The following is a 25902-nucleotide window of genomic DNA, read 5'->3' as shown; positions in this document are numbered from 1 at the left end:
GTGCCCGGCGACGGGCCCCTCGCCACCAAGTAAAGTACAGACACACACCGCGCATCAACGGTCGCGAGCCCATCCAGGGCCGGCCGGGGATGACGCTTCCGAGTCCTGAGGAGGACCCACAGTGGCCAAGGCCAAGTTCGAGCGCACCAAGCCGCACGTCAACATCGGAACCATCGGTCACGTCGACCACGGCAAGACCACGCTCACGGCGGCGATCACCAAGGTTCTGCACGACCAGTACCCGGACCTCAACGAGGCCCGTGACTTCGCGCAGATCGACAACGCTCCCGAGGAGCGCCAGCGCGGCATCACGATCAACATCTCGCACGTCGAGTACCAGACCGAGAAGCGTCACTACGCGCACGTCGACGCCCCCGGTCACGCCGACTACGTGAAGAACATGATCACGGGTGCGGCGCAGATGGACGGCGCGATCCTCGTGGTCGCCGCCACCGACGGCCCGATGCCCCAGACGCGTGAGCACGTGCTGCTCGCCCGCCAGGTCGGCGTCCCCTACATCGTCGTCGCGCTGAACAAGTCCGACATGGTGGACGACGAGGAGATCCTGGAGCTCGTCGAGCTCGAGGTCCGCGAGCTCCTCGGCTCGCAGCAGTTCGACGAGGACGCCCCCGTCGTGCAGGTCTCGGCGCTCAAGGCGCTCGAGGGCGACGAGAAGTGGGTCAAGTCGGTCCAGGAGCTCATGGCCCAGGTCGACGAGCACGTGCCGGACCCGGTGCGCGCCACCGACCAGCCCTTCCTGATGCCGATCGAGGACGTCTTCACGATCACCGGTCGTGGAACGGTCGTCACCGGTCGTGTCGAGCGTGGAACGCTCAACCTGAACGCCGAGGTCGAGATCGTCGGCATCCGCGCGACGCAGAAGACCACGGTCACGGGCATCGAGATGTTCCGCAAGCTGCTCGACCAGGCGGTCGCCGGTGACAACACCGGTCTGCTCATCCGTGGCCTCAAGCGCGAGGACGTGGAGCGCGGCCAGGTCGTCGTGAAGCCGGGTTCGGTCACGCCGCACACCGAGTTCCAGGCGAACTCCTACATCCTGACCAAGGAAGAGGGCGGGCGTCACAACCCGTTCTACGCGAACTACCGTCCGCAGTTCTACTTCCGCACCACGGACGTCACCGGCGTCATCACGCTGCCCGAGGGCACCGAGATGGTCATGCCCGGTGACACCGTCGCCATGACCGTCGAGCTGATCCAGCCGATCGCCATGGAAGAGGGCCTCCGTTTCGCCATCCGTGAGGGTGGTCGTACGGTCGGCGCCGGTACGGTCGAGAAGATCCTCAAGTAACTCCGGTTACCTGCCGCAGCGGGGTCGAGCCTTCGGGCTCGGCCCCGCTGTGTCGTTGCCCCGGTCGACGTGGCAGCGCTCGGAGCCACTGTCGGCCGCTCACGGCCCTGGCGGGCGGCGGACGGGAGGCCCGGGGTACGCCCGCCACGACGGCGTCCGTCCGCCCCGTACGGCGTCCCAGGCAGCGGGGAGTTGGCTCGGCCGGGTGACTCGTCTGCGCCGTTCCACGACCTCCGGTCGTGGCTACCACCGTGTCCGGAGCGGCCGCGGCTTCTCGTACCGTGACCCCGACGGTGCGACCGTCACCGATGCCGCGGTGCGTCAGCGGCTCGAGGACCTCGTCATCCCGCCGGCCTGGGACGACGTCTGGATCTCGCCGTACGAGAACGGGCACGTCCTCGCGACCGGCATCGACGGAGCCGGACGCCGCCAGTACATGTACCACCCGTCGTGGCGCGAACGGATGGACCGGATCAAGTACGACCGGGCGCTCGCCCTCGCGGAGTCGCTGCCGGTCGCACGGCGCGGGGTCACGCAGGACCTCCGACGACCGGAACCCGATCGCCGCCGAGCGCTGGCCGCAGCGTTCCGGATGCTCGACCAGGGCTCGCTGCGGGTCGGATCGGAGCGGTACGCCAGCGAGCACGGCAGCCGCGGACTGTCGACCCTGCTGTGCGCGCACGCCCACGTCTCCGGTGACGACATCGAGCTCGACTTCCCCGGCAAGAGCGGGCAGGAGTGGTCGTCGTCGATCCACGACGCCGACCTCGCGACGGTGATCGCCGGCATGAAGCGCCGTGGGCCGAACGCCCGACTGCTGTCGTTCCGCGAACGCCGCGGTGACGAGTGGGAGCCGTTGTCCGCCGAGGACATCAACGCCTACGTCAAGGAGCGTGCTGGTGACGACTTCACGGCGAAGGACTTCCGCACCCTGCACGGCACGGTGGCCGCGGCCGTCGACCTTGCCCAGACCGGTCCGCTGTCGTCGCAGGCGAAGCGGAAGCGTGCGGTGTCCCATGCCGTGAAGGCCGCGAGCGACGAGCTCGGCAACACCCCGACGGTGTGCCGGCAGAGCTACATCGACCCGCGGCTGCTCGACGCCTACGAGCACGGCGAGACCATCGATCCGGCCCGGATCCACGCCGCCGAGTCCGAGGTCCGGGCACTGCTCTACCGACAATGACCCCGGGAGCGTCCGGATGACGTAGCGTTGGTCGACGTGCCGGACCACCCCACACGGCACGGAAGGACCCACAACAGTCGTGACTGACGAGTGCATCCACGGTTTCCCCACCGAGCTCTGCGACATCTGCGCGCCCCGGCAGCGTGAGGAGTCGGCGATCCCAGCCGCTCCGGCGCCACGGCGGACCCGCATCACCACCAACCTGCGCGTCGACCCGCCGGCCTCCGGCCCCGGGACGTCGCTGCGCTCACCGACGTCGCTCCGGTCGTCGTCGGCCGACCTGCCCGAGGCTCGGGTGTTCGCGTCGCTGCGTGCGCACCACGTGACCCACATCGACAACCTCGACGGCATCGTCGGGTCCGGCGCCATCCTGGCGGCCGACCAGGCGGAGCCCGCCGTCGACGTCAGCAGCCCCGAGACCCGGGCCGCACGCGCCGAGGCCGAAGCGCCCGACGGCAGCACCATCGCGAGCCACGTGCCGTTCACCCTGTCGCCGGATGCCGTCCGGTGGGACGAACTCCGCACCGGCGCCGTCGGGGAGCGGTGGTCCGACGCCGCCCGACGCACGCGCGCGGTGGACTACGTCGTGCTCGTCGTCCCGGTCTCGGCGTTCGGTGACTCGGTGGTCGTCGCCGACCAGGACGCCGACGCCGACGACGTCCGGTTCGCCGTCGGCCCCGACGCCGGGACGAACCTGATCCGCCGCACCGACTTCTCCGACCCCGAGATGCTCGGACTCGAGCTCCTCGCGGGGCCGAGCGTGCCGTTCTCGTCCGTCGCGGTGATCGGTGTCCCGAACGACAAGGCCCGTCAGACGGTCCGTGCGGTGCTCGCCGACCACGGCGGCCACGCGCCGCGCGTGGCGGTCTTCCCGCCGTGGTTCGTCCCTCCGGTGACGGCCGAGTAACCGTCTCCACGAGCGCCCTCCGGACCATGTCCGGAGGGCGCTCCGCGTTGCGGCGGCGACCCGTGCCTCCAGGCCGTCCGATCCGCGTGGATCCGGGGAAGCGAGCCGGTGTCGACACGCCCGGCACATCGCGACACGCCCGGGTTGCACGTGGGCTCGGGACATGCGAGACTTGTCCGGTTCCGAATTCCCCGCGGGTGCGAGTCCGCAGGATCACTGCTCTGGCAGTGCACAACCCCCCTGTTCAGCAGGGCTGGGTTGGGCCGCAGGCAGCAGAACACGACTCCCCGAGGTCATGACGGACGCGACACTGTTGCGCCCGGAGTGCGAGGAAGTCGATTGCCCACGCTGGACGGCCAAGGTCGCCCGCGCGGTTGACAGGTGAACAGCGGTCATCCCCAGCGGATGCGGCCGGTTGGTTCAGGAAAACAGCACGGTCTGCAGCAATGCGGAGCCGAGCGGCGTCAGGCGGCCTGCGGGTGCGCGGCGCAGAGAGAGGACAAGAGACACATGGCGGGACAGAAGATCCGCATCCGGCTCAAGTCGTATGACCACGAGGTCATCGACACGTCGGCCCGGAAGATCGTCGACACGGTGACCCGTGCCGGTGCAACCGTGGTCGGCCCGGTGCCACTCCCCACCGAGAAGAACGTGATCGCAGTGATCCGTTCCCCTCACAAGTACAAGGACTCGCGCGAGCACTTCGAGAAGCGCACGCACAAGCGGGTCATCGACATCGTCGACCCGACGCCGAAGGCCGTTGACTCGCTCATGCGACTCGACCTGCCGGCAGACGTCAACATCGAGATCAAGCTGTAAGGGGGCTGACCAATGGCGAACTCAACCAAGACCGTCAAGGGCCTCCTCGGCAAGAAGCTCGGGATGACCCAGGTGTGGGACGAGAACAACAAGTTCATCCCCGTCACCGTGATCGAGGTCGGCCCGAACGTGGTCACCCAGATCCGCAACGCTGAGCGCGACGGCTACGAGGCGATCCAGATCGCCGCCGGTGCCATCGACCCGCGCAAGGTCAACAAGCCGGCCGCTGGCCACTTCGAGGCCGCTGGCGTGACCCCGCGTCGCACCCTCACCGAGATCCGGACCAACGACTCCGCTGAGTACACGCTCGGCCAGGAGCTCACCGTGGACGGCACGTTCACGGCGGGCCAGAAGGTCGACGTCGTCGGTACCTCCAAGGGCAAGGGCTTCGCCGGTGTCATGAAGCGCCACGGCTTCCACGGCGTCGGCGCCTCGCACGGTGCACACCGCAACCACCGCAAGCCCGGCTCGATCGGTGCTTCCTCGACCCCGTCGCGTGTCTTCAAGGGCATGCGCATGGCCGGTCGTATGGGTGGCGACCGCGTGACCGTCCTCAACCTCACGGTGCACGCCGTCGACGCCGAGAAGGGTCTGCTGCTCGTCAAGGGCGCCGTCCCCGGTGCTCGTGGCCGCTCCGTCTTCGTCCGCACCGCCGTGAAGGGTAAGTGATCATGGCCACCACGACCGCAACCACGATCGACGTCCTCGACGCATCGGGTGTCAAGTCCGGCACCGTCGAGCTGCCCGCAGCTCTCTTCGACGTCGAGACCAACGTCCCGCTGATCCACCAGGTCGTCACCGCGCAGCTCGCAGCCGCGCGTCAGGGCACCCACAAGACCAAGAACCGCGGCGAAGTCCGCGGTGCCGGTCGCAAGCCGTTCAAGCAGAAGGGCACCGGCCGCGCCCGTCAGGGTTCCGTCCGTGCTCCCGAGCACACCGGTGGTGGCGTCGTCCACGGGCCGACCCCCCGCGACTACTCGCAGCGCACCCCCAAGAAGATGATCGCCGCAGCGCTGCTCGGCTCGCTCTCGGACCGCGCCCGCGGTGGCCGCATCTCGGCTGTCGACGGCTTCGTCGAGGCCGACGTGCCGTCGACCAAGGTCGCTCGCACGCTCCTCGAGAAGGTCGCGCCCGTCAAGCACGTGCTGATCGTGCTCGAGTCGAACGACGAGCTGACGCTCAAGTCGATCCGCAACCTGCCGAACGTCCACGCGCTCTCGTACGGCCAGCTGAACGCCTACGACGTCCTCAAGTCGGACGCCGTCGTCTTCAGCAAGAGCGCCCTCGACGCCTTCATCGCGTCGAAGACCGCGAAGGAGATCACCGCATGAGCGGCTTCAACAAGGACCCGCGCGACGTCATCATCTCGCCGGTCGTCTCGGAGAAGAGCTACGCGCTCATCGACCAGGGCAAGTACACGTTCATCGTGGACCCCCGTTCGAACAAGACCGAGATCAAGCTCGCCATCGAGAAGATCTTCGAGGTCAAGGTCGCGAGCATCAACACGCTGAACCGCCCGGGCAAGACCCGTCGCACCAAGTTCGGTCTCGGCAAGCGCAAGGACACCAAGCGCGCCATCGTGACGCTCAAGTCCGGTTCGATCGACATCTTCACGGCTGTCGGCTGAGGACCAGAGGGATAAATCATGGCTATTCGTAACTACAAGCCGACGACCCCCGGTCGTCGCGGCTCGTCGGTCGCCGACTTCGCTGAGATCACCCGTTCGACTCCGGAGAAGTCCCTGCTTCGTCCGCTGCCGAAGACCGGTGGTCGCAACAGCTCCGGCCGCATCACCACGCGTCACATCGGTGGTGGCCACAAGCGCCAGTACCGCGTGATCGACTTCCGTCGCTCCGACAAGGACGGCGTGGACGCCAAGGTCGCTCACATCGAGTACGACCCCAACCGCACTGCGCGCATCGCGCTCCTGCACTACGTGGACGGCACGAAGCGGTACATCATCGCGCCGAACAAGCTCAAGCAGGGCGACGTCATCGAGCAGGGCCCCGGCGCCGACATCAAGCCCGGCAACAACCTGCCGCTGCGCAACATCCCCGTGGGTACCGTCGTGCACGCCATCGAGCTCCGCCCCGGTGGCGGCGCGAAGATGGCCCGCTCGGCCGGCGCCTCGGTGCGTCTCGTCGCCAAGGACGGCCCCTACGCGCAGCTCCGTCTGCCGTCGGGCGAGGTCCGCAACGTCGACGCACGCTGCCGCGCCACGATCGGCGAGGTCGGCAACGCCGAGCAGTCGAACATCAACTGGGGCAAGGCCGGCCGCATGCGCTGGAAGGGCGTCCGCCCGACCGTGCGTGGTGTCGCGATGAACCCGGTCGACCACCCCCACGGTGGTGGCGAGGGCAAGACCTCCGGTGGTCGTCACCCGGTCAGCCCCTGGGGCCAGGCCGAGGGTCGCACGCGCAAGCCGAACAAGCCGAGCGACAAGCTCATCGTCCGTCGCCGTAACGCCGGCAAGAAGCGCAAGTAGGAGTTCAGAAGATGCCACGCAGTCTGAAGAAGGGCCCCTTCGTCGACGAGCACCTGCTCCGCAAGGTCGTCACGCAGAACGAGGCCAACACCAAGAACGTGATCCGTACCTGGTCGCGACGGTCGATGATCGTCCCGAACATGCTCGGTCACACCATCGCGGTGCACGACGGCCGCAAGCACATCCCGGTGTTCGTCACCGAGTCGATGGTCGGTCACAAGCTCGGCGAGTTCGCGCCGACCCGCACCTTCCGTGGTCACGTGAAGGACGACAAGAAGGGCCGTCGCCGCTAACGCGGGGACGCAGAGGAGGAACGAAATGGTGGAGTCGATCGCACGCGTGCGACACATCCGCGTCACGCCTCAGAAGGCCCGTCGCGTCATCGAGCTGATCCGCGGCAAGCAGGCCCACGAGGCGCTCGCCATCCTGAAGTTCGCCCCCCAGGGCGCTTCGGAGCCCGTGTACAAGCTGGTCGCCTCGGCGATCGCGAACGCCCGGGTGAAGGCTGACTCGACGAACAGCTTCCTCGACGAGCGCGACCTCTACGTGAGCCGCGTCTTCGTCGACGAGGGAACGACCCTGAAGCGGTTCCAGCCGCGCGCCCAGGGCCGGGCCTTCCGCATCAACAAGCGCACCAGCCACATCACGGTCGTCCTCGCGACGCCGGAAGAGGCCGAGGCTGCCGCGACGAGCAAGAAGGCGAGCAACTAATGGGCCAGAAGGTCAACCCGTACGGCTTCCGTCTCGGGATCACGACGGACCACGTCTCGCACTGGTTCACCGACAGCAAGAAGGCCGGTCAGCGCTACGCCGACTACGTGGCCGAGGACATCAAGGTGCGCGAGTACCTGAAGAAGACCCTCGACCGCGCCGGTGTCGCTCGCATCGAGCTCGAGCGCACCCGTGACCGTGTCCGCGTGGACATCCACACGGCGCGTCCGGGCATCGTCATCGGCCGCCGCGGCGCCGAGGCGGAGCGCGTTCGCGGTGAGCTCGAGAAGCTCACCAAGAAGCAGATCCAGCTGAACATCCTCGAGGTCAAGAACCCCGAGACCGAGGCCCAGCTCGTCGCGCAGGGCATCGCCGAGCAGCTCTCCGCTCGTGTCGCGTTCCGTCGCGCCATGCGCAAGGGCCTGCAGGGTGCACAGCGCGCCGGCGCCAAGGGTGTCCGCATCCAGGTGTCGGGCCGTCTCGGCGGCGCCGAGATGTCCCGTTCGGAGTTCTACCGCGAAGGCCGTGTGCCGCTGCACACCCTCCGCGCGAACATCGACTACGGCTTCTACGAGGCCCGGACCACGTTCGGCCGCATCGGCGTGAAGGTCTGGATCTACAAGGGCGACATCACGAACAAGGAGCTCGCTCGCGAGCAGGCGAACCAGCGTTCGTCGCGCCCCGAGCGTCGTGGCGGCCCGCGCGGTGAGCGTGGCGACCGTGGCGGCGACCGTCGTGGCGGCGACCGCGGTGACCGCCGCCCGCAGCAGGCCCCGCAGGACGCGCCGGCCGGCGCAGGAGTTGAGGCGTAACCATGCTTATTCCCCGTCGAGTCAAGCACCGTAAGCAGCACCACCCGAAGCGTTCGGGTCAGGCAACCGGTGGTACCAAGGTTAGCTTCGGCGACTACGGCATCCAGGCCCTCACCCCGGCGTACGTGACCAACCGTCAGATCGAGTCCGCTCGTATCGCCATGACGCGTCACATCAAGCGTGGCGGCAAGGTCTGGATCAACATCTACCCGGACCGTCCGCTCACGAAGAAGCCGGCTGAGACCCGCATGGGTTCCGGTAAGGGCTCGCCCGAGTGGTGGGTCGCCAACGTCAAGCCGGGTCGTGTGCTCTTCGAGCTCTCCGGCGTCACCGAGGACATCGCCCGTGAGGCGCTGACCCGTGCAATCCACAAGCTGCCCCTCAAGGCACGCATCATCAAGCGCGAGGAGGGCGACGCATAATGGCGATCGGTTCCAAGGAGCTCCGTCCGACGGAGCTCGACACGTTCGAGAACGAGCGTCTCGCTGACGAGCTGAAGAAGGCCAAGGAGGAACTCTTCAACCTCCGCTTCCAGTCGGCCACCGGCCAGCTGGAGAGCCACGGTCGTCTCCGTGCCGTCAAGCGCGACATCGCTCGCATCTACACCGTCCTCCGCGAGCGCGAGCTCGGCATCCGTGCCACTCCCGCGCCCGTCGAGACCGCCACCAAGGCCAAGAAGACGACGAAGAAGGCTGACAAGCCGGCTGAGTCGACCGAGGCCGAGACCGCCGAGGAGAAGTAATGGCGAACGAAGAGAAGACCTCCGCCGCCCTCACTCGCGGCTACCGCAAGACGCGTCGCGGCTACGTGACCAGCGACAAGATGGACAAGACCATCGTGGTCGAGGTCGAGGACCGCGTGAAGCACGCGCTCTACGGCAAGATCATCCGTCGCACGTCCAAGGTGAAGGCCCACGACGAGCTCGGCACCGCTGGTGTCGGCGACCTCGTCGTGATCAGCGAGACCCGTCCCCTCAGCGCTTCCAAGCGCTGGCGCCTGGTCGAGATCCTCGAGAAGGCCAAGTAGGCCTCGGCCTGCTTCGGAATAGGAGACAGCAGTGATTCAGCAGGAATCCCGCCTGAAGATCGCCGACAACACGGGTGCCAAGGAGATCTTGACCATCCGCGTGCTCGGTGGTTCGGGTCGTCGCTACGCCGGTCTCGGTGACGTCATCGTCGCCACGGTGAAGGACGCCATCCCCGGCGGCAACGTGAAGAAGGGTGACGTCGTCAAGGCGGTCATCGTTCGCACCAAGAAGGAGACTCGTCGTCAGGACGGCTCCTACATCAAGTTCGACGAGAACGCGGCAGTGATCCTCAAGGCCGACGGCGACCCGCGCGGCACGCGCATCTTCGGTCCGGTCGGTCGCGAGCTCCGTGACAAGAAGTTCATGAAGATCATCTCGCTCGCGCCGGAGGTGCTGTAAGCCATGGCGAACATCAAGAAGGGTGACCTCGTCCAGGTCATCACGGGCGCGACGCAGGAGCGTGGCGGCGACCGTGGCAAGCAGGGCAAGGTCATCGAGGTCCTCAAGGACAAGCAGCGCGTCGTCGTCGAGGGCGTGAACTTCGTCACGAAGCACGTCCGCGTCGGCCAGACGCAGCGCGGCTCGAAGACGGGTGGCATCGAGAAGCACGAAGCCTCGATCCACGTGTCCAACGTCGCTCTCGTCGACCCGAAGACGAAGAAGCCGACCCGCGTCGGCTTCCGTACCGAAGAGGTGGAGAAGGGCGGGGTCAAGAAGACCGTCCGTGTCCGCTACGCCAAGAAGTCAGGTGAAACGCTCTGATGACTGACACGACTGCAACGACTGAGGCCCCCAAGGCCCAGCCGCGCCTCAAGCAGAAGTACAAGGACGAGATCAAGGCCACGCTCACCGAGCAGTTCGGCTACGCGAACGTCAACCAGGTCCCCGGCCTGGTCAAGGTCGTCGTGAACACCGGTGTCGGCGAGGCCGCTCGCGACTCGAAGATCATCGAGGGGGCCATCAAGGACCTCACGGCGATCACGGGTCAGAAGCCCCAGGTCAACATCGCTCGCAAGTCCATCGCGCAGTTCAAGCTGCGCGAGGGTCAGGCGATCGGTGCGCACGTCACCCTCCGTGGTGACCGCGCCTGGGAGTTCCTCGACCGCCTGATCTCCCTCGCACTGCCCCGCATCCGCGACTTCCGCGGTCTCAGCGACAAGCAGTTCGACGGGAACGGCAACTACACGTTCGGTCTCTCGGAGCAGTCCGTGTTCCACGAGATCGACCAGGACCGCATCGACCGTGTCCGCGGCTTCGACATCACTGTCGTCACCACCGCGAAGACGGACGACGAGGGACGCGCGCTGCTCCGTCAGCTCGGCTTCCCGTTCCGCTCCAACGAGCAGACGGTCTAAACTACTTCGGGCGGTGCGGGCCGGAGGATTCACGTCCTCCGGCCCGCACGCACGAACACACCGATCCTGGGGAACCGCCCCGGGATCACTCGATCGCTCAGGTCGGCATTCGTGGAACGGGTGTCGAAACCAGGCGAGAAATGGACGAACATCATGACGATGACCGATCCGGTCGCAGACATGCTGACCAGATTGCGGAACGCGAACTCCGCGCACCACGACGCCGTCGCGCTCCCGAGCTCCAAGCTCAAGAAGAACATCGCCGACATCCTCAAGCGTGAGGGCTACATCAGCGAGTGGAAGGTGGAGGACGCCCGAGTCGGGCAGACCCTCACCATCGACCTGAAGTACGGCCCCGAGCGCGAGCGTTCGATCGCCGGCATCAAGCGCGTGTCGAAGCCGGGCCTCCGGGTCTACGCGAAGTCGACGGAGATCCCCCAGGTCCTCGGTGGCCTCGGCGTGGCGATCCTCTCGACCTCGTCCGGCCTGCTGACCGACCGCGAAGCCGAGCAGAAGGGCGTGGGTGGGGAAGTCCTCGCCTACGTGTGGTGATCGACAATGTCACGAATCGGACGTCTTCCCATCGACATCCCCGCCGGCGTGACCGTCTCCGTTGACGGTCAGAGCGTGGCGGTCAAGGGCCCGAAGGGCGAGCTCGCGCTCGTCATCGCGGAGCCCATCCAGGCCAAGGTCGAGGAGAACCAGGTTCTCGTCACCCGTCCGGACGACGAGCGCGAGTCGCGTTCGCTCCACGGCCTGACCCGTACCCTCATCGCCAACAACATCATCGGCGTGACCCAGGGCTACACCAAGGGCCTCGAGGTCGTCGGCACCGGTTACCGCGTGCAGGCGAAGGGCTCGAACCTCGAGTTCGCGCTCGGGTACTCCCACTCGATCACGGTCGAGCCGCCCGCGGGCATCAGCTTCGCGGTCGAGGGCAACAACAAGGTCACGGTCGCCGGCATCGACAAGCAGGCAGTCGGCGAAGTGGCGGCGAACATCCGGAAGCTCCGGAAGCCCGAGCCGTACAAGGGCAAGGGTGTCCGTTACGCCGGCGAGAACGTGCGCCGCAAGGCCGGAAAGTCAGGTAAGTGATCATGGGACTCCTCAAGACACGAGGCAAGAGCAAGGCGGCCGCCAAGGCGCGTCGTCACAACCGTCTCCGCAAGAAGATCACCGGCACCGAGGCTCGTCCCCGTCTCGCCGTCACCCGCTCGTCGCGTCACGTGTTCGTGCAGGTCATCGACGACGCGAAGGGTCACACCCTCGCAAGCGCCTCGACGATGGAGGCAGACCTCCGCTCGTTCGACGGCGACAAGACCGCCAAGGCCCGTCGCGTCGGTGAGCTCCTCGCCGAGCGCGCGAAGTCGGCTGGCGTCGAGGCCGTGGTCTTCGACCGCGGTGGCAGCAAGTACGCCGGTCGCGTCGCCGCGATCGCCGATGGTGCCCGTGAAGGAGGGCTGAACCTGTGAGCGACAACGCGAACACCAACGAAGACGCCAAGACCGAGGCCGTCGAGGCCACGGACGCCGTCGAGACCACCGAGGCGACCGCTGAGGGCACCGAGGCAACTGCTGAGGGCACCGAGGCAGCCGCTGAGGGCACCGACACCGCCGCGAAGGGCAAGGAGGCGGAGGCACCTGCCGTCGCCGAGCGTCCCGTCGAGACCGCTGCCGGTTCCGCATCGAACAACCGCGACTCGGCTGACAACCGCGGCCGTCGTGGTGGCGGTCGTGACCGTCAGCAGGGCCGCGACCGCAACAACCGCGGTGGCGACAGCCAGTTCCTCGAGCGCGTGGTGACCATCAACCGCGTGTCGAAGGTCGTCAAGGGTGGTCGTCGCTTCAGCTTCACGGCGCTCGTCGTCGTGGGTGACGGCAACGGCCTCGTGGGCGTCGGCTACGGCAAGGCCAAGGAGGTCCCCACGGCGATCTCCAAGGGTGTCGAAGAGGCGAAGAAGAACTTCTTCCGCGTCCCCCGCGTCGGCAACACCATCCCGCACCCCGTGCAGGGTGAAGCCGCTGCTGGCGTCGTCCTCCTGCGTCCGGCTGGCCCGGGTACCGGTGTCATCGCCGGTGGTCCCGTCCGCGCCGTGCTCGAGTGCGCCGGCATCCACGACGTCCTGAGCAAGTCGCTCGGTTCGTCGAACACCATCAACATCGTGCACGCGACCGTCGAGGCTCTGAAGCAGCTCGAGGAGCCCCGCGCCGTCGCGAGCCGTCGTGGCCTCGACGTCGAGCGGGTCGTCCCGGCTCGTCTGCTCCAGGCCGAGGCCGCAGCACTGCGTGCCGCGACCGAGAAGGCAGGTGCGTGATGGCGACGCTGAAGATCACGCAGATCAAGTCCGTTATCAGCGAGAAGCAGTACCAGCGCGACACGCTCCGCAGCCTGGGTCTCAAGCGCATCGGCCGTACGGTCGAGCGTGAGGACAACGCCCAGAACCGCGGGTACATCGCAACGGTGGCGCACCTCGTGAAGGTCGAGGAGGTCGACGCATGAGCGACGAGAAGAACGAGCGCGTGCAGGTGCTGAAGCTGCACCACCTCCGCCCCGCAGAGGGCGCCAAGAAGGACCGCACCCGTGTGGGTCGCGGTGAGGGCTCGAAGGGCAAGACCGCTGGGCGTGGTACCAAGGGCACGAAGGCCCGCTACCAGGTCCGGGTCGGCTTCGAGGGTGGGCAGATGCCGCTGCACATGCGCACCCCGAAGCTCCGCGGGTTCAAGAACCCGTTCCGGGTCGAGTACCAGGTCGTGAACCTGGACAAGATCTCGGAGCTCTACCCCGATGGTGGCGACGTCACCGTTGCGGGCCTGGTCGCCAAGGGCGCCGTCCGCAAGAACGAGAAGGTCAAGGTTCTCGGTCAGGGTGACATCACCGTGAAGATCACGGTCACGGTCGACAAGGTCTCGGCGTCCGCCGCCGAGAAGATCGTGGCTGCTGGCGGCACCGTCTCCCAGTAACCCCCGTCGGCGGCCCGTGCGTTTGCGCACGGGCCGCCGTTACGGTTTCCTTGACAGTGGCCGGCATCCGCCAGCCTGGTCGGCCCTGCCGACCGACACCGGAACGGCCGCGATCGACGGCCCCGGTCCCAGAAGTTCGGAGTCCTCGTGTTCAGAGCGGTCGCGCGCATCATGCGCACCCCTGATCTTCGCAAGAAGATCGGCTTCACCCTCGCGATCATCGCGCTGTTCCGCCTCGGGTCGTACATCCCGGCACCGTTCGTCGACTACGCGGCCGTGCAGAGCTGTCTCGCCAGCGCCTCGTCGTCCGGCGGTCTCTACGACCTGATCAACCTGTTCTCCGGCGGCGCGCTGCTGAAGCTCTCGGTCTTCGCGCTCGGCATCATGCCGTACATCACGTCGTCGATCATCGTGCAGCTCCTGCGCGTGGTCATCCCGCACTTCGACTCCCTCTACAAGGAGGGCCAGTCCGGTCAGGCGAAGCTGACGCAGTACACGCGCTACCTCACGATCGCGCTGGGCGTGCTGCAGTCCACCACCCTGATCACGGTCGCCCGCTCGGGTGCCCTCTTCGGCACGAACGCGTCGTCCTCCTGCTCGTCGATCATCTCGAACGACAGCTGGTACGCGATCATGCTCATGGTCGTCACGCTGACCGCCGGTACCGGCCTCATCATGTGGATGGGCGAGCTCGTCACCGAGCGCGGCATCGGCAACGGCATGTCGCTCCTCATCTTCACGTCGATCGCGGCGCAGTTCCCGTCGGCGCTGTGGGCCATCGAGCAGTCGCAGTCGTTCGAGCTCTTCCTGTTCGTCATCCTGGTCGGACTGGTCATCATGATGGCCGTCGTGTTCGTCGAGCAGTCGCAGCGGCGGATCCCGGTCCAGTACGCCAAGCGCATGGTCGGCCGACGCACGTACGGCGGCAACAACACGTACATCCCGATCAAGGTGAACATGGCCGGCGTCGTGCCCGTCATCTTCGCGTCGTCGCTGCTGTACCTGCCGGCCCTGGTCGCGCAGTTCAACAAGCCCTCGGACGGCTCCGAGCCCGCGGCGTGGGTCACCTGGATCGAGAACAACCTCGTCTCCGGCGACAACCTGTTCTACATGGTGCTGTACTTCCTGCTCATCGTCGGGTTCACGTACTTCTACGTGGCGATCACCTTCAACCCCGAAGAGGTCGCCGACAACATGAAGAAGTACGGCGGGTTCATCCCCGGCATCCGTGCCGGTCGTCCGACCGCCGAGTACCTCGACTACGTCCTCACCCGGGTGACGCTGCCCGGCTCGCTCTACCTCGGTTTCATCGCGCTCATCCCGCTGGCAGCACTGGCGCTGTTCGGCGCGAACCAGAACTTCCCGTTCGGTGGCGCGAGCATCCTGATCATCGTGGGTGTCGGTCTCGAGACCGTGAAGCAGATCGACTCGCAGCTGCAGCAGCGTCACTACGAAGGGCTTCTCCGTTGAGCGCACGTCTCATCATCGTCGGACCCCCCGGAGCGGGGAAGGGCACCCAGGCCGGGCGGATCGCCGAGTCCTTCGGGATCCCGGCGGTCTCGACGGGCGACATCTTCCGCAAGAACGTCGCAGAGGGCACGCCGCTCGGTGTGCAGGCCAAGGCGATCATGGACGCCGGCGACTACGTGCCGGACTCCTTGACGAACGAGCTCGTGAAGTCGCGCCTGAACGAGGCCGACGCAGCCGAGGGGTTCCTGCTCGACGGGTACCCCCGCACGGTCGGGCAGGTCGAGTACCTCGACGCGCTGCTCGCCGAGCAGGGCACCGGGATCGACGCGGTCGTGCAGCTCGTCGCCGACCAGGACGAGCTCGTCGGCCGGTTGCTCAAGCGTGCCGAGCAGCAGGGCCGCAGTGACGACAACGAGGAGACGATCCGTCGTCGCCAGCAGGTCTACACCGAGCAGACCGCCCCGATCGTCGGTGCCTACGGCGACCGTGGTCTCGTCCTCGACGTCGACGGCCTCGGCGCGATCGACGAGGTCGGCGACCGCATCCAGGCCGCGCTGTCGGCTCGCGGGCTGACCGCGGGCGTCTGACCCGGCGTGGTCCGCTTCCGCAAGCCCTCGATCTACAAGACGCCGGACGAGCTCCGCGCCATGGTGCGCCCCGGGCTGCTGACCGCCGAGGCGCTCGACGCCGTGCGTGCGGCGATCCGTCCCGGCATCACGACGGGTGAGCTCGACGCGATCGCCGAGCGGACGATCCGCGACGGCGGAGGGATCCCGAACTTCCAGCTCGTGCCGGGCTACCGGCACACGCTGTGCGTGTCCGTGAACGACGAGATCGTGCACGGCATCCCCGGTGACCGCGTGCTCGCTCCCGGTGACATCGTGTCGGTGGACGCCGGTGCCGAGGTCGACGGCTGGAACGGCGACAGCGCGTTCACCACGGTCGTCCCCGGTGGTGACGCGGAGGTGTCCGCAGCACGCCAGACGCTCTGCGACACCACGGAGCGCTCGCTCTGGCACGGCATCGCGGCGCTCGCCCACGCGAAGAACCTGCACGAGGTCGGTTCCGCGGTCGAGGACGCGATCGACGAGACCGGCGCCTGGGGCATCGTCGAGGACTACACGGGGCACGGCATCGGTCGCTCCATGCACGAGGACCCGCCGGTCTTCAACTACCGCGTCCGCGGTGCCGGTCCGGCGGTGAAGCCCGGCCTGGTGGTGGCCATCGAGCCGATGGTCACCGCGGGCACGATCGACAGCTCGACGGACGACGACGACTGGACCGTCCGCACGATGGACGGCAAGGACGCCGCGCACTGGGAACACAGTGTCGCTGTGCACGCCGACGGCGTGTGGGTCCTGACGGCCGCCGACGGCGGCGCTGCGGGCCTGGCCCCGCTGGGCGTGACGCCCGTCCCGATCCCGTAGGACGGGCCTCCAGGCTGCCTCGGTCGCGACGGCCAGGAGGCGCGGGTCGTCCCCGCCTCGTCGCCCGCCGCGCGCAGACGCGTCTGCCCAGTGCCCGGAGGGCGCCGCGCCGTCAGCCCTGTCCGGCGGTCAGTTGCCGACGGAGCAGGTCTGCTCGGAGGCGCTCTGCCCGGTGATCGACGACGGCAGCGGGGTCGACGTCGCCGTGCTCGTGGCGGACGAGCTCGGTGCGGACGACGTCCCCGACGATGCGCCGCTCGACGCGGGCGCCGACGCTGTGTCGGACGGTGTGGTGCCGGTCGACGGTGCGGTCGTCGCGGTGCCCCCGGCGGTCGGTGACTCCTCGGACGCGCGCCCGGTGCTCGAGTCGCTCAGCGAGGACTTCACGTCGTTCTGCAGCGCCACGTTGAGCGTGTGGGCGGTCTCCTGGTCGACGATCACCCGCGCGCTGTCGTCGGGGTCGTCGGCGACGGGGTACTGCACGAAGAGCATGTTGGCGGTGCTCATGCCGCGCAGTGCCGAAGCGAGGCCGACGAGGGTGCGGGTCTGGGCCAGGCCGTCGGACAGCGTCATGTTCGACAGGGCCGCGCCGGCGAGCTTGTAGAGCGTGATGGGGTTCGACAGGGTCCCGTCGGAGGTGACCTTGCGGAGCAGCGCCGACAGGAACACCTGCTGCGAGCTGATCCGGGCCAGGTCGCTGCCGTCGCCGACGCCGTGGCGGGTGCGCAGGAAAGCGAGGGCGTCGGAGCCCTCGAGGTTGTGCGAGCCGGCCGTGAGGTGCAGCCCGGTGAAGGTGTCGTCGATGGGCTCCGCGACGCAGACGTCGACGCCGCCCAGGGCGTTCGACATCTCGATCACGCCGTCGAAGGTGATGAGCCCGGCGTAGGGGATGCTCAGGCCGGTGAGGTTCTCGACGGTGTCGACGACGCACGAGACGCCACCGTTGCCGAGCGCCGTGTTGAACATGGCGGAGGTCGAGGCCGGGTACGTCGTCCCGCTCGCGGGGTTGGTGCAGGCCGGGATCGGGACCATCAGGTCGCGGGGGAAGCTGACCGCGGTGAGCTGCTGGTGGTCCTCGGAGATGTGGATGAGCATCGTGACGTCGTTGCGGGCGCCCTCGACGTCCTCGTCGGAGTCGAACTGTCCGACGCGGGTGTCGCTGCCGATGAGCAGGATGTTCGCCCCGCCCTTGATCGCCGTGATGTCGGCGGTCTTCGCGGTGCTCTGGTCGTCGGTGCTGAGCTGCACGGTCTGCGGTGCGGTGGCCAGCTGGGCGCCGGCGATGGCGGCGACGCTCGTCCCGCTCACGAGCACGACGGCCAGCGCCGAGGCCACGACGGTCACGAGCGTGGTCCAGCCGCGACGGCGGGCCTGCTTGCCGTGTGCGGCGAAGGGGCGTCGTGTGGCGTCGGGCACGTGGTCTCCGTTCGGTGGTCCGCGCAGGGTACGTGGGCGGCGGACGTGGCTGCGGAGCAACGCTACGGTCCGGGCACAAGCTCCGGCCCGGAGCACGCCGTCAAACCACTGTGGAACACTCAGGCGTGCTCGCGGAAGCCCCAGGTGAGGGGGCGTGCCGCGCCTGCACTTGGCAATTGCGGGTTTACCACATAAGATCGATCTTTGGCGTGTCATGCCCTCTCGGGTGTGGCGACCGACCCGCAGACCGGTTCGGGGATCACACCTGTTCCACAACCAAGCGACAGTGAGGCTATGGCCAAGAAAGACGGCGTCATCGAGATCGAAGGCTCGGTGCTCGAAGCTCTGCCCAACGCGATGTTCCGCGTTGAGCTGACGAACGGACACAAGGTCCTCGCGCACATCTCCGGGAAGATGCGCCAGCACTACATCCGCATCCTCCCCGAGGACCGCGTGATCGTGGAGCTGAGCCCGTACGACCTGACCCGCGGCCGGATCGTCTACCGCTACAAGTGATCCGCGAGCTGGAAAGGAACGGCTCGGCAATCCTGCCGCGCACGAAGCCAGCGAGCACGAGGAAAGAACAATGAAGGTCAACCCCAGCGTCAAGCCCATGTGCGAGCACTGCCGAGTGATCCGCCGCAAGGGCCGCGTCATGGTGATCTGCAAGAGCAACCCGCGTCACAAGCAGCGCCAGGGCTAGTCCCGGGCGCGTGACCGGCGCCGACGCTGTCCCTCGGACAGCAGGCTGCTCGAGCACGACCCACAACTGAAGATCGACAACGCAGTACCAGAACCCGGTCGCACGACGGCCGGGGGACACCTCGGGTCGGAGGCCCGGGCACCGGTACTGCTCCACACCTCCATCGACAACAGGAGCAGCCATCACATGGCACGTCTAGCAGGCGTCGACATCCCGCGCGAGAAGCGCGTGGAGATCGCACTCACGTACATCTACGGCGTCGGCCGTACCCGCGCGGTCCAGGCACTCGCCGAGACCGGTATCTCCGGTGACATCCGCGTCAAGGACCTGACCGACGACCAGCTCGTCGCCCTCCGTGACTTCATCGAGGGCAACTTCAAGGTGGAGGGTGACCTCCGCCGCGAGGTGGCAGCCGACATCCGTCGCAAGGTCGAGATCGGTAGCTACGAGGGTCTTCGCCACCGTCGTGGTCTCCCGGTGCGCGGTCAGCGCACCAAGACCAACGCGCGTACCCGCAAGGGACCGAAGCGCACCGTGGCAGGCAAGAAGAAGGCTCGATAGGAGACCCCGATGGCTACCCCCAAGACTGCCGCGCGCAAGCCGCGCCGCAAGGAGAAGAAGAACGTCGCAGTGGGCCAGGCCCACATCAAGAGCACGTTCAACAACACGATCGTCAGCATCACCGACCCGTCGGGTGCCGTCCTCAGCTGGGCGTCCTCGGGTGCCGTGGGCTTCAAGGGTTCGCGCAAGTCGACGCCGTTCGCGGCGCAGCTCGCCGCCGAGTCCGCTGCGCGTCAGGCGCAGGAGCACGGCGTCAAGAAGGTCGACGTCTTCGTGAAGGGTCCGGGTTCGGGCCGCGAGACCGCGATCCGTTCGCTCCAGGCCGCTGGCCTCGAGGTCGGTTCGATCAACGACGTCACTCCGCAGGCGCACAACGGTTGCCGCCCGCCGAAGCGTCGTCGCGTCTGACGCGAGGAGCAACCGGCCGCGCCCTGCTCGTCCCCTGACGGGGTCGGGCAGGGCCCGCGGCCATTCCTGGTCGTTCGATCGCGCACATCGGTGCGCGTGATCACAACTCAACAGACCCGTCGGGGCCCACGCGGCCCCGTCGTACCGCCAAGTGTCATATAGCGGACACTTCGCCGAAAGGAATCCCACAGTGCTCATTGCACAGCGCCCCACCCTGACCGAGGAGTCGATCTCCGAGCACCGCTCGCGCTTCGTCATCGAGCCGCTCGAGCCGGGCTTCGGTTACACCCTCGGCAACTCGCTGCGCCGCACGCTCCTCTCCTCGATCCCCGGCGCGGCTGTCACCAGCATCCGCATCGACGGTGTCCTCCACGAATTCAGCACCGTTCCCGGTGTGAAGGAAGACGTCACCGAGATCATCCTCAACATCAAGAGCCTCGTCGTCTCCAGCGAGCACGACGAGCCGATCACCGCGTACCTGCGCAAGCAGGGTGCCGGTCAGGTCACCGCAGCGGACATCTCCGCTCCGGCCGGCGTCGAGATCCACAACCCGGAACTCGTCATCGCGACCCTGAACGACACCGCGCGGTTCGAGCTCGAGCTCACGATCGAGCGCGGCCGCGGCTACGTCTCGGCCACGCAGAACCGTTCCGAGTTCTCCGAGGCCGGTCAGATCCCGATCGACTCGATCTACTCGCCGGTCCTCAAGGTCACCTACCGCGTCGAGGCGACGCGTGCCGGTGAGCGCACGGACTTCGACCGCCTGGTCGTCGACGTCGAGTCGAAGCCGGCGATCACGCCGCGCGACGCCATCGCGTCGGCCGGTCGCACGCTGGTCGAGCTGTTCGGGCTCGCTCGCGAGCTCAACACGGCCGCAGAGGGCATCGAGATCGGCCCCGCGCCGGTCGACGCTGTCCTGTCGAACGAGCTGCAGACGCCGATCGAGGACCTCGACCTGTCGGTCCGCAGCTACAACTGCCTGAAGCGCGAGGGCATCAACACGGTGTCCGAGCTCGTCGCCCTGTCGGAGACGCAGCTCATGAACATCCGCAACTTCGGTCAGAAGTCGGTGGACGAGGTCAAGGACAAGCTCACCGAGCTCGGCCTGTCCCTCAAGGACACCGTCCCCGGATTCGACGGCGCCCACTTCTACAGCGGGTACGACGAGGACGAGTCCAACAACTGATCTCGCGCTCACGCGCAAGCGCGCTGACACCGCGCGCACCACTTTCACCACTGGAGAACTGACATGCCGAAGCCCACCAAGGGCCCCCGCCTCGGTGGCGGTCCCGCTCACGAGCGCCTGCTCCTGAGCAACCTCGCCAACGCCCTCTTCACGCACGGTCGCATCACGACCACCGAGACGAAGGCCAAGCGCCTCCGTCCGGTCGCCGAGCGGCTCATCACGTTCGCGAAGCGCGGCGACCTGCACGCTCGTCGTCGGGTCATCGCGACCCTGCGCGACAAGTCCGTCGTGCACACGCTGTTCACGGAGATCGCCCCGCAGGTCGAGGACCGTCAGGGCGGCTACACCCGCATCACGAAGCTCGGCTTCCGCAAGGGCGACAACGCCCCGCTGGCGTCGATCGAGCTCGTCCTCGAGCCGGTGTCGGGCACGCCCGCCCCGGTGAAGCGCACCGCGGCTCCGGCCGCCGCCGCTCCGGTCGAGGAGCCGGCTGCCGACGAGACCACCGAGGAGGCCCCGGTCGAGGAGACCGAGACCACCGAGGAGTCCGCGCCGGTCGAGTCGGAGACCGAGACCGAGGCTGCCGCCGAGGTCGAGGCCGACGCCGCCGAGAAGAGCGACGACACCAAGTAGGACCCCGCGTCACCACGAAGCCCCCGCGACCCAGGTCGCGGGGGCTTTGTCGCGTTCTGGAGCGCTACCCCTGCTCCCCGACGTCCGGAGAACGCAGGACCGTCGCCTTCCCAGTGGGCGCCCCGTAGCGTGTCCGCCCGACAGGGAGAGTCACCACATGGAGTTCCAACACATCGCGGGCGTCGGTCGCCGCGCGTGGCGGTGGAGCCGTACGTCCGGCACACAGCCGCGACTGCTGCACGCAGCCAAGGCCGCCGGCGCCGCGGCACTGGCCTGGTTCATCGCCAGGCACGTGCCCGGGGTCGCGTCCGACTACCCGTACTACGCACCGCTCGGGGCGATCGTCGCGATGCAGACGACGGTCTACGCGGGGCTGCGCAACGGCATCCAGACGCTCGTCGGCATCCTGCTCGGCATCGCCGTCGCGGGCTTCACGATGATCGTGGGCGACCCGGGGATCCTCGCCGTGGCCCTGGCGGTCGGCATCGGCGTGCTCGTCGGCGGGTTCCGGGTGCTCGGCGAGGGCAGCACCTGGGTCTCGACGGCGGCGTTGTTCGTGCTGCTCGTCGGCGGGGCGAACGCCGAAGGCTACTCGTTCGGGTACCTGGTGCAGATGGGCGTCGGCGTCGTCGTCGGCCTGCTCGTGAACTTCCTGGTGTTCCCACCGCTGCACTTCTGGGACGCCGAACGTCGGATCGACGAGGTGAACGCCGTGTTGGCCGAGCACCTCGAGGGGCTCGCGCGCGTGCTGGAGACCGGCAAACGCGACGAGGACGCCTGGAACCGGCAGCAGGACAAGCTCGACCGTGCGATCGCCGACGTGCGCGCGCGGGTGTCCGTCGCGCACGAGAGCCGGAAGATCAACCCCCGCGGGGCGCTCCGCGGGTCACGGGCTCGGCTCCAGCAGGACGGGGCACGCTTCCGGGCGCTCGAACGGGTCGCCTGGTACACGACGGACCTCACCGAGCTCGTCGCCCGGTCGGGTCCGGTGTCCGCGAACATCGGGCGTCCGGATCCGGCGTTCACCGAGCCCCTCACGGAGGCGCTCCGTCAGCTCGCGTGCATGATCCGCGGGGAGTGCCCCGAGGACGAAGGCGACAAGGCGATCGAGCGACTCGAGCAGGCGCTCGACGCTTCGCGCGAGAACCCCTCGCACGTCGCGGTGACGGCGTCCGCGCTCGTGGCGCTCCGCGGCATCGTGGAGTCCGAGCGCCGTGCGACGGACAACCTCGACACCCGCACGGGGCCGTCGGCGTTCCACCGTCCGCGCGGCTGACGCGAGGACCCCGTGACACCGGCGCTCCGTAGACTCGCACCGTGACCGTCCCGCCCCGAATCAACGTCCTCGGACCGGTCACGGTGACGGGTGCGGACGGCCGGCAGTCGCCGGTGCCCGGTGCGCTCGCTCGGTCGTTCGTGACGGCGCTGGTGCTCGCGCGCGGCCACGCCCTGACCACCGAGTCCCTGATCGACGACCTCTGGCCGGACGTGCAGCCGCGGGGTGCCCGTGCGGCGCTGCAGACGCTCGTGTCCCGACTGCGCCGGAGCGTGGCGGACGGCCTCGTGGTGTCGACGAGCACCGGGTACGCGTTGGGCGGCGACCCCGAGGACGTCGACCTCGCCCGCGCCGAGCGTGCGGTGGGCGAGGCAGAGCCGGCAGCGGTCCGTGCCGCCCTCGACCTCTGGCGTGGTGAACCGGGCGCCGACGTCGACGGCGACCTGGGCGCAGCACTCGCGGACCGTGCGGCAGCGCTCCGGCGGACACTCCGACGCGCGCTCGGCGGTGCACTGCTCGACGAGGGCGACGCCGACGAGGCCGCCGCACTCTGGGCAGCAGAGGCCGTCGCCAACCCCTACGACGAGGTCGCGGTCGCCGGTTCGATGCGTGCCCTCGCCGCGGCCGGCCGCACGAGCGAGGCCATCGCGGCCTTCGCAGCGCACCGTGACCGGCTCGCCGACGAACTCGGCGCCGACCCCTCGGCCGACCTGGTCCGCCTCAACGCCGAGTTGCTGCGTCGGTCCGGCCCCGCCACGGGCAGCGTCCGCCGCGTCGGCCTGCGTGCTGCGCCGAACACCTTGGTCGGGAGGGAGGCCGACCTCGCCGCCGTCTCGGACCTGCTGTCCGCCGGACGGCTCGTCACGATCCTCGGTGCGGGTGGGCTGGGGAAGACCCGCCTGGCGCAGGCGGTCGCCGCCGGCCTGCCGCCGACACAGGGCGTCGTCGTGTTCGAGCTCGCGCCGCTCGCCACGGCTGACGACGTCGTGCCAGCCCTCGGCGCGCTGCTCGGGATCGCCGAGTTCCGCTCCACCAGGTCGCTCCGGGACGCCGTCGCGGCCGACCTGCGCACCCGGGTCGTGCGGGCGCTCGCCGACGGGCCGACCGTGCTCGTCCTGGACAACTGCGAACACCTGGTGGCCGAGGTCGCCGCCTTCGCCGCGGACCTGCTCGCGACCGTGCCCGAGCTGCGGATCCTGACGACGTCACGCGCGCCGCTCGCCATCGCCGGCGAGGTCGTGGCTCCCCTCGCGCCCCTGCCCGTCGAGGCCGACGGGGCGGCCGTCCGGCTGTTCACCGAGCGGGCGCGGGCCGCACGACCCGGAGCCGTGCTGCCGGTGGACGCGGTGCGCCGGATCTGCACGCGGCTCGACGGGTCACCGCTGGCCATCGAGCTCGCGGCTGCACGCATCCGGGGGATGAGCGCCGACGAGATCGAGCGCCGGCTGGACGACCGGTTCGCGCTGCTGCGCGGCGGCGACCGGAGCGCCCCGGAGCGGCACCGCACCCTGCTCGCCGTGATCGAGTGGAGCTGGCGCCTGCTCGACGACGGGGCCCAGGACCTGTTGACCCGGCTGGCGCTCTTCCCGGACGGACTCGCGGTCGACGCCGTCGAGGCCGTCGCGGCCCCGGACCGCCGGGTGGACGCGCTCGACGACCTCGCCGAGCTCGTGGAGCAGTCGCTCGTGCAGCTCGTCGAGCAGGAGGGCGAGCCCGTGCGGTACCGGCTGCTCGAGACGGTGCGGGAGTTCGGTGCGGCCCGGCTGGGGGACCGTGGCGCCACCGAGGCCGTCCGTGCGGCCATGATCAGCTGGGGCCGTGGGTTCGCAGCCGAGCGCAACCTCCTCACCATCACGGGTTCCGCCCAGCTCGAGCGGTTCCGCGAGGTCGCCCGCGAATCCGACAACCTCGTCACGCTGCTCCGCTGGAGCCTGGCGGCCGACGACACCGCGGCGGTCGCGCACCTGTTCGCGGCCCTCGGCGGCTACTGGTCGCTGCGCGGGGCCCACGGCGAGGTCGTCGCACTCGGCCCCGAGGTCGTCCCGGTCCTGCGCCGTACCGGACCCGCGACCGAGGACCGTGCCGCGACCGTGCTCGGACTCGTCGTCACCGGCGGGTCGTCCGCGTTCAGCGACAAGCGCACCGCAGCCCTCGCCGTGTCGACCCTGCGCCGCGTGATGCGCGACGGCACGACCGGGTTCGCGGTGCTCGACGCCCAGGCAGCGCTGCTCCTCACCCTGGGGCGACCGGCCGACGGGTACGCCCTGCTCGCCCGCTACCGCGACGACCCGGAGCCCGGGGTCGCCTGCCTGGCGAACATGCTCAGCGCGCCGCTCGCCGAGAACGACGGGGAGTCCGCTGTCGCCCTGCGGTACGCGACCCGCGCCGAGACGCTCTCGCGGTCGAGCGACGACGCCTGGACCACCGGGTCGATCGCCGTCACCATGACCCAGCTCCTGGCGCAGACCGGCCGGCACGCCGACGCACTGCGGTCCGCCGAGGTCGCCCGCGAGCAACTCGAACGGTTCGGGGCCGACGACGACCTGTACGAGATCGGCTGGACCGTCGGCCTCTGCGCCGCGAGCACCGGCGACGTCGTCCGTGCCCGGCAGGTCGCCGACGACCTGCAGCACCGTCCGGTCGAGGCCCGCGGCGGGTTCGACGAGGACCGGGTGCAGATCGGCGTGCTCGCGATGGCCATCGGTGCGGAGTGCTCGCGCTGGGAAGGAGCCCTCGACGACGCTGCGGCGGAGTACGCCCGCGCCTGGGACTCCGTGCTGCCCCTGCGGAAGCAGACGCCGCACTGGACGCTCATGGCGGGCTCGGCGCGGATCGCGGCGCGGGACGAGGCGGCGGTGCACCGGTCCGACGGAGCCGCGCCGGGCCTCCCGGTCGACGACGTGGCGGTCGCGAGACGCCTGCGCGTCGGTGCGCTCGTGATGCTGCGCGTCCACCCGTGGTGGCTGGACCTGCCCGTGATCGGGACCGCCCTGCTCGGCCTGGCGCTCGCCGCCGCCCGTGACGGACAGCCGGAGCACGCCGCTCGCTGCTGGGGGCTGGCGACCCGACTCGGTTCGCGGCAGGACTTCGGCGTGCTCGCGCACCCACGGATGCGGTCGGTGCTGGCCGACGCCCTCGGCGACGCGGTGCTGGCGGACGCCGAGACGGCCTCGGCCGGATCGAACCGGACCGAGGCCGTCTCGGAGGCGCGGCTCCTGCTCGAGGAGCTGCGGTTCCGCGCGCGCTGATCCGCG

35 protein-coding genes are annotated in these 25902 nt (G+C 68.8%); 34 read left to right on the top strand and 1 reads right to left on the bottom strand.

What is annotated here, in order from left to right; translation table 11 throughout:
• Nucleotides 1–121 precede the first annotated feature (121 nt).
• The 26 genes from tuf (at nt 122) to map (ending at nt 16465) form a co-directional block, all read left to right on the top strand.
• Nucleotides 122–1309, top strand: a complete 1188-nt coding sequence (gene tuf, locus EDF48_RS01505; protein WP_123293136.1) for an elongation factor Tu — start codon at nt 122–124, stop codon at nt 1307–1309.
• 205 nt (nt 1310–1514) lie between these two features.
• Complete coding sequence (locus EDF48_RS01500; protein WP_123293138.1) at nt 1515–2492, top strand: DNA topoisomerase IB; 978 nt, start codon at nt 1515–1517, stop codon at nt 2490–2492.
• A 79-nt stretch (nt 2493–2571) separates the two neighbouring features.
• On the top strand, nt 2572–3399 hold the full coding sequence (locus tag EDF48_RS01495; RefSeq protein WP_123293140.1) for a DarT ssDNA thymidine ADP-ribosyltransferase family protein: 828 nt from the start codon (nt 2572–2574) through the stop codon (nt 3397–3399).
• A gap of 510 nt (nt 3400–3909) precedes the next feature.
• Nucleotides 3910–4218, top strand: coding sequence for a 30S ribosomal protein S10 (rpsJ, locus tag EDF48_RS01490; RefSeq protein ID WP_017885534.1), 309 nt, complete (start codon nt 3910–3912; stop codon nt 4216–4218).
• A 12-nt stretch (nt 4219–4230) separates the two neighbouring features.
• Entirely contained in the window at nt 4231–4887 is a 657-nt protein-coding gene (gene rplC, locus EDF48_RS01485) for a 50S ribosomal protein L3 (RefSeq protein ID WP_027466731.1), read from the top strand.
• A 2-nt stretch (nt 4888–4889) separates the two neighbouring features.
• On the top strand, nt 4890–5549 hold the full coding sequence (gene rplD / locus EDF48_RS01480; protein ID WP_111083469.1) for a 50S ribosomal protein L4: 660 nt from the start codon (nt 4890–4892) through the stop codon (nt 5547–5549).
• Nucleotides 5546–5845 carry a 50S ribosomal protein L23 gene (gene rplW / locus EDF48_RS01475; RefSeq protein WP_111083468.1) on the top strand — a complete coding sequence of 100 codons (300 nt, stop codon included), beginning with the start codon at nt 5546–5548 and terminating at the stop codon, nt 5843–5845. The genes rplD and rplW overlap by 4 nt, the downstream gene beginning before the upstream one ends.
• Nucleotides 5846–5863: 18 nt before the next feature.
• Complete coding sequence (gene rplB, locus EDF48_RS01470) at nt 5864–6703, top strand: 50S ribosomal protein L2 (protein ID WP_111083467.1); 840 nt, start codon at nt 5864–5866, stop codon at nt 6701–6703.
• Nucleotides 6704–6714: 11 nt separating this feature from the next.
• Complete coding sequence (gene rpsS / locus EDF48_RS01465; protein WP_017885529.1) at nt 6715–6996, top strand: 30S ribosomal protein S19; 282 nt, start codon at nt 6715–6717, stop codon at nt 6994–6996.
• Nucleotides 6997–7021: 25 nt separating this feature from the next.
• Nucleotides 7022–7414, top strand: coding sequence for a 50S ribosomal protein L22 (rplV, locus tag EDF48_RS01460; protein ID WP_111083466.1), 393 nt, complete (start codon nt 7022–7024; stop codon nt 7412–7414).
• Nucleotides 7414–8226, top strand: coding sequence for a 30S ribosomal protein S3 (rpsC, locus tag EDF48_RS01455; RefSeq protein ID WP_017885527.1), 813 nt, complete (start codon nt 7414–7416; stop codon nt 8224–8226). The genes rplV and rpsC overlap by 1 nt, the downstream gene beginning before the upstream one ends.
• Before the next feature lie 2 nt (nt 8227–8228).
• Nucleotides 8229–8648, top strand: coding sequence for a 50S ribosomal protein L16 (rplP, locus tag EDF48_RS01450; protein ID WP_111083465.1), 420 nt, complete (start codon nt 8229–8231; stop codon nt 8646–8648).
• Complete coding sequence (gene rpmC / locus EDF48_RS19515; protein ID WP_111083464.1) at nt 8648–8968, top strand: 50S ribosomal protein L29; 321 nt, start codon at nt 8648–8650, stop codon at nt 8966–8968. Before rplP ends, rpmC begins: the two co-directional genes overlap by 1 nt.
• Entirely contained in the window at nt 8968–9252 is a 285-nt protein-coding gene (gene rpsQ, locus EDF48_RS01440) for a 30S ribosomal protein S17 (protein WP_111083463.1), read from the top strand. The genes rpmC and rpsQ overlap by 1 nt, the downstream gene beginning before the upstream one ends.
• Nucleotides 9253–9283: 31 nt before the next feature.
• Complete coding sequence (rplN, locus tag EDF48_RS01435; RefSeq protein ID WP_111083462.1) at nt 9284–9652, top strand: 50S ribosomal protein L14; 369 nt, start codon at nt 9284–9286, stop codon at nt 9650–9652.
• Nucleotides 9653–9655: 3 nt separating this feature from the next.
• Nucleotides 9656–10015 carry a 50S ribosomal protein L24 gene (gene rplX / locus EDF48_RS01430; RefSeq protein ID WP_111083461.1) on the top strand — a complete coding sequence of 120 codons (360 nt, stop codon included), beginning with the start codon at nt 9656–9658 and terminating at the stop codon, nt 10013–10015.
• Nucleotides 10015–10608 carry a 50S ribosomal protein L5 gene (gene rplE / locus EDF48_RS01425; RefSeq protein WP_111083460.1) on the top strand — a complete coding sequence of 198 codons (594 nt, stop codon included), beginning with the start codon at nt 10015–10017 and terminating at the stop codon, nt 10606–10608. Before rplX ends, rplE begins: the two co-directional genes overlap by 1 nt.
• A 153-nt stretch (nt 10609–10761) precedes the next feature.
• Nucleotides 10762–11160, top strand: coding sequence for a 30S ribosomal protein S8 (rpsH, locus tag EDF48_RS01420; RefSeq protein WP_017885519.1), 399 nt, complete (start codon nt 10762–10764; stop codon nt 11158–11160).
• A 6-nt stretch (nt 11161–11166) separates the two neighbouring features.
• A complete protein-coding gene (gene rplF / locus EDF48_RS01415; RefSeq protein ID WP_111083459.1) occupies nt 11167–11703 on the top strand; it encodes a 50S ribosomal protein L6 in 537 nt (178 codons plus the stop codon).
• A 2-nt stretch (nt 11704–11705) separates the two neighbouring features.
• Nucleotides 11706–12080 (top strand): 50S ribosomal protein L18, encoded by a 375-nt coding sequence (gene rplR / locus EDF48_RS01410; RefSeq protein ID WP_031259041.1) that lies wholly within the window; start codon nt 11706–11708, stop codon nt 12078–12080.
• A complete protein-coding gene (gene rpsE / locus EDF48_RS01405) occupies nt 12077–12922 on the top strand; it encodes a 30S ribosomal protein S5 (RefSeq protein ID WP_131877654.1) in 846 nt (281 codons plus the stop codon). The genes rplR and rpsE overlap by 4 nt, the downstream gene beginning before the upstream one ends.
• Nucleotides 12922–13107 (top strand): 50S ribosomal protein L30, encoded by a 186-nt coding sequence (gene rpmD / locus EDF48_RS01400; protein WP_173168934.1) that lies wholly within the window; start codon nt 12922–12924, stop codon nt 13105–13107. The genes rpsE and rpmD overlap by 1 nt, the downstream gene beginning before the upstream one ends.
• Nucleotides 13104–13568, top strand: coding sequence for a 50S ribosomal protein L15 (gene rplO, locus EDF48_RS01395; RefSeq protein ID WP_027466723.1), 465 nt, complete (start codon nt 13104–13106; stop codon nt 13566–13568). Before rpmD ends, rplO begins: the two co-directional genes overlap by 4 nt.
• Before the next feature lie 147 nt (nt 13569–13715).
• Nucleotides 13716–15038, top strand: a complete 1323-nt coding sequence (secY, locus tag EDF48_RS01390; protein ID WP_111083457.1) for a preprotein translocase subunit SecY — start codon at nt 13716–13718, stop codon at nt 15036–15038.
• The gene (locus tag EDF48_RS01385; protein ID WP_123293144.1) at nt 15035–15625 is read left to right on the top strand and encodes an adenylate kinase; all 591 of its coding nucleotides are present in this window, start codon (nt 15035–15037) and stop codon (nt 15623–15625) included. Before secY ends, EDF48_RS01385 begins: the two co-directional genes overlap by 4 nt.
• A 6-nt stretch (nt 15626–15631) precedes the next feature.
• Nucleotides 15632–16465 (top strand): type I methionyl aminopeptidase, encoded by an 834-nt coding sequence (map, locus tag EDF48_RS01380; RefSeq protein ID WP_123293145.1) that lies wholly within the window; start codon nt 15632–15634, stop codon nt 16463–16465.
• Between the two features lie 129 nt (nt 16466–16594).
• Here map and EDF48_RS01375 read toward each other — a convergent pair whose 3' ends face one another.
• On the bottom strand, nt 16595–17881 hold the full coding sequence (locus tag EDF48_RS01375; protein ID WP_165901022.1) for an LCP family protein: 1287 nt from the start codon (nt 17879–17881) through the stop codon (nt 16595–16597).
• Between the two features lie 294 nt (nt 17882–18175).
• Between EDF48_RS01375 and infA the strand changes: the two genes are divergently transcribed.
• The 8 genes from infA (at nt 18176) to EDF48_RS01335 (ending at nt 25896) form a co-directional block, all read left to right on the top strand.
• On the top strand, nt 18176–18397 hold the full coding sequence (infA, locus tag EDF48_RS01370) for a translation initiation factor IF-1 (protein WP_017885509.1): 222 nt from the start codon (nt 18176–18178) through the stop codon (nt 18395–18397).
• 70 nt (nt 18398–18467) lie between these two features.
• Entirely contained in the window at nt 18468–18584 is a 117-nt protein-coding gene (rpmJ, locus tag EDF48_RS01365) for a 50S ribosomal protein L36 (protein ID WP_071276701.1), read from the top strand.
• A gap of 186 nt (nt 18585–18770) precedes the next feature.
• A complete protein-coding gene (rpsM, locus tag EDF48_RS01360; RefSeq protein ID WP_058728274.1) occupies nt 18771–19145 on the top strand; it encodes a 30S ribosomal protein S13 in 375 nt (124 codons plus the stop codon).
• Nucleotides 19146–19154: 9 nt separating this feature from the next.
• On the top strand, nt 19155–19553 hold the full coding sequence (rpsK, locus tag EDF48_RS01355) for a 30S ribosomal protein S11 (protein WP_017885507.1): 399 nt from the start codon (nt 19155–19157) through the stop codon (nt 19551–19553).
• A gap of 190 nt (nt 19554–19743) precedes the next feature.
• Entirely contained in the window at nt 19744–20739 is a 996-nt protein-coding gene (locus EDF48_RS01350) for a DNA-directed RNA polymerase subunit alpha (protein ID WP_071259847.1), read from the top strand.
• 63 nt (nt 20740–20802) lie between these two features.
• Entirely contained in the window at nt 20803–21372 is a 570-nt protein-coding gene (gene rplQ, locus EDF48_RS01345) for a 50S ribosomal protein L17 (protein WP_131845954.1), read from the top strand.
• A 157-nt stretch (nt 21373–21529) separates the two neighbouring features.
• Nucleotides 21530–22648 (top strand): aromatic acid exporter family protein, encoded by a 1119-nt coding sequence (locus EDF48_RS01340; RefSeq protein ID WP_123293150.1) that lies wholly within the window; start codon nt 21530–21532, stop codon nt 22646–22648.
• A gap of 41 nt (nt 22649–22689) precedes the next feature.
• The gene (locus EDF48_RS01335; RefSeq protein WP_131877650.1) at nt 22690–25896 is read left to right on the top strand and encodes a BTAD domain-containing putative transcriptional regulator; all 3207 of its coding nucleotides are present in this window, start codon (nt 22690–22692) and stop codon (nt 25894–25896) included.
• The last annotated feature ends 6 nt before the right edge of the window (nt 25897–25902 follow it).

It is taken from the genome of Curtobacterium sp. PhB191, assembly GCF_004346515.1.
Lineage (GTDB): Bacteria > Actinomycetota > Actinomycetes > Actinomycetales > Microbacteriaceae > Curtobacterium.
This window is presented reverse-complemented; position numbering and strand designations above follow the sequence as displayed.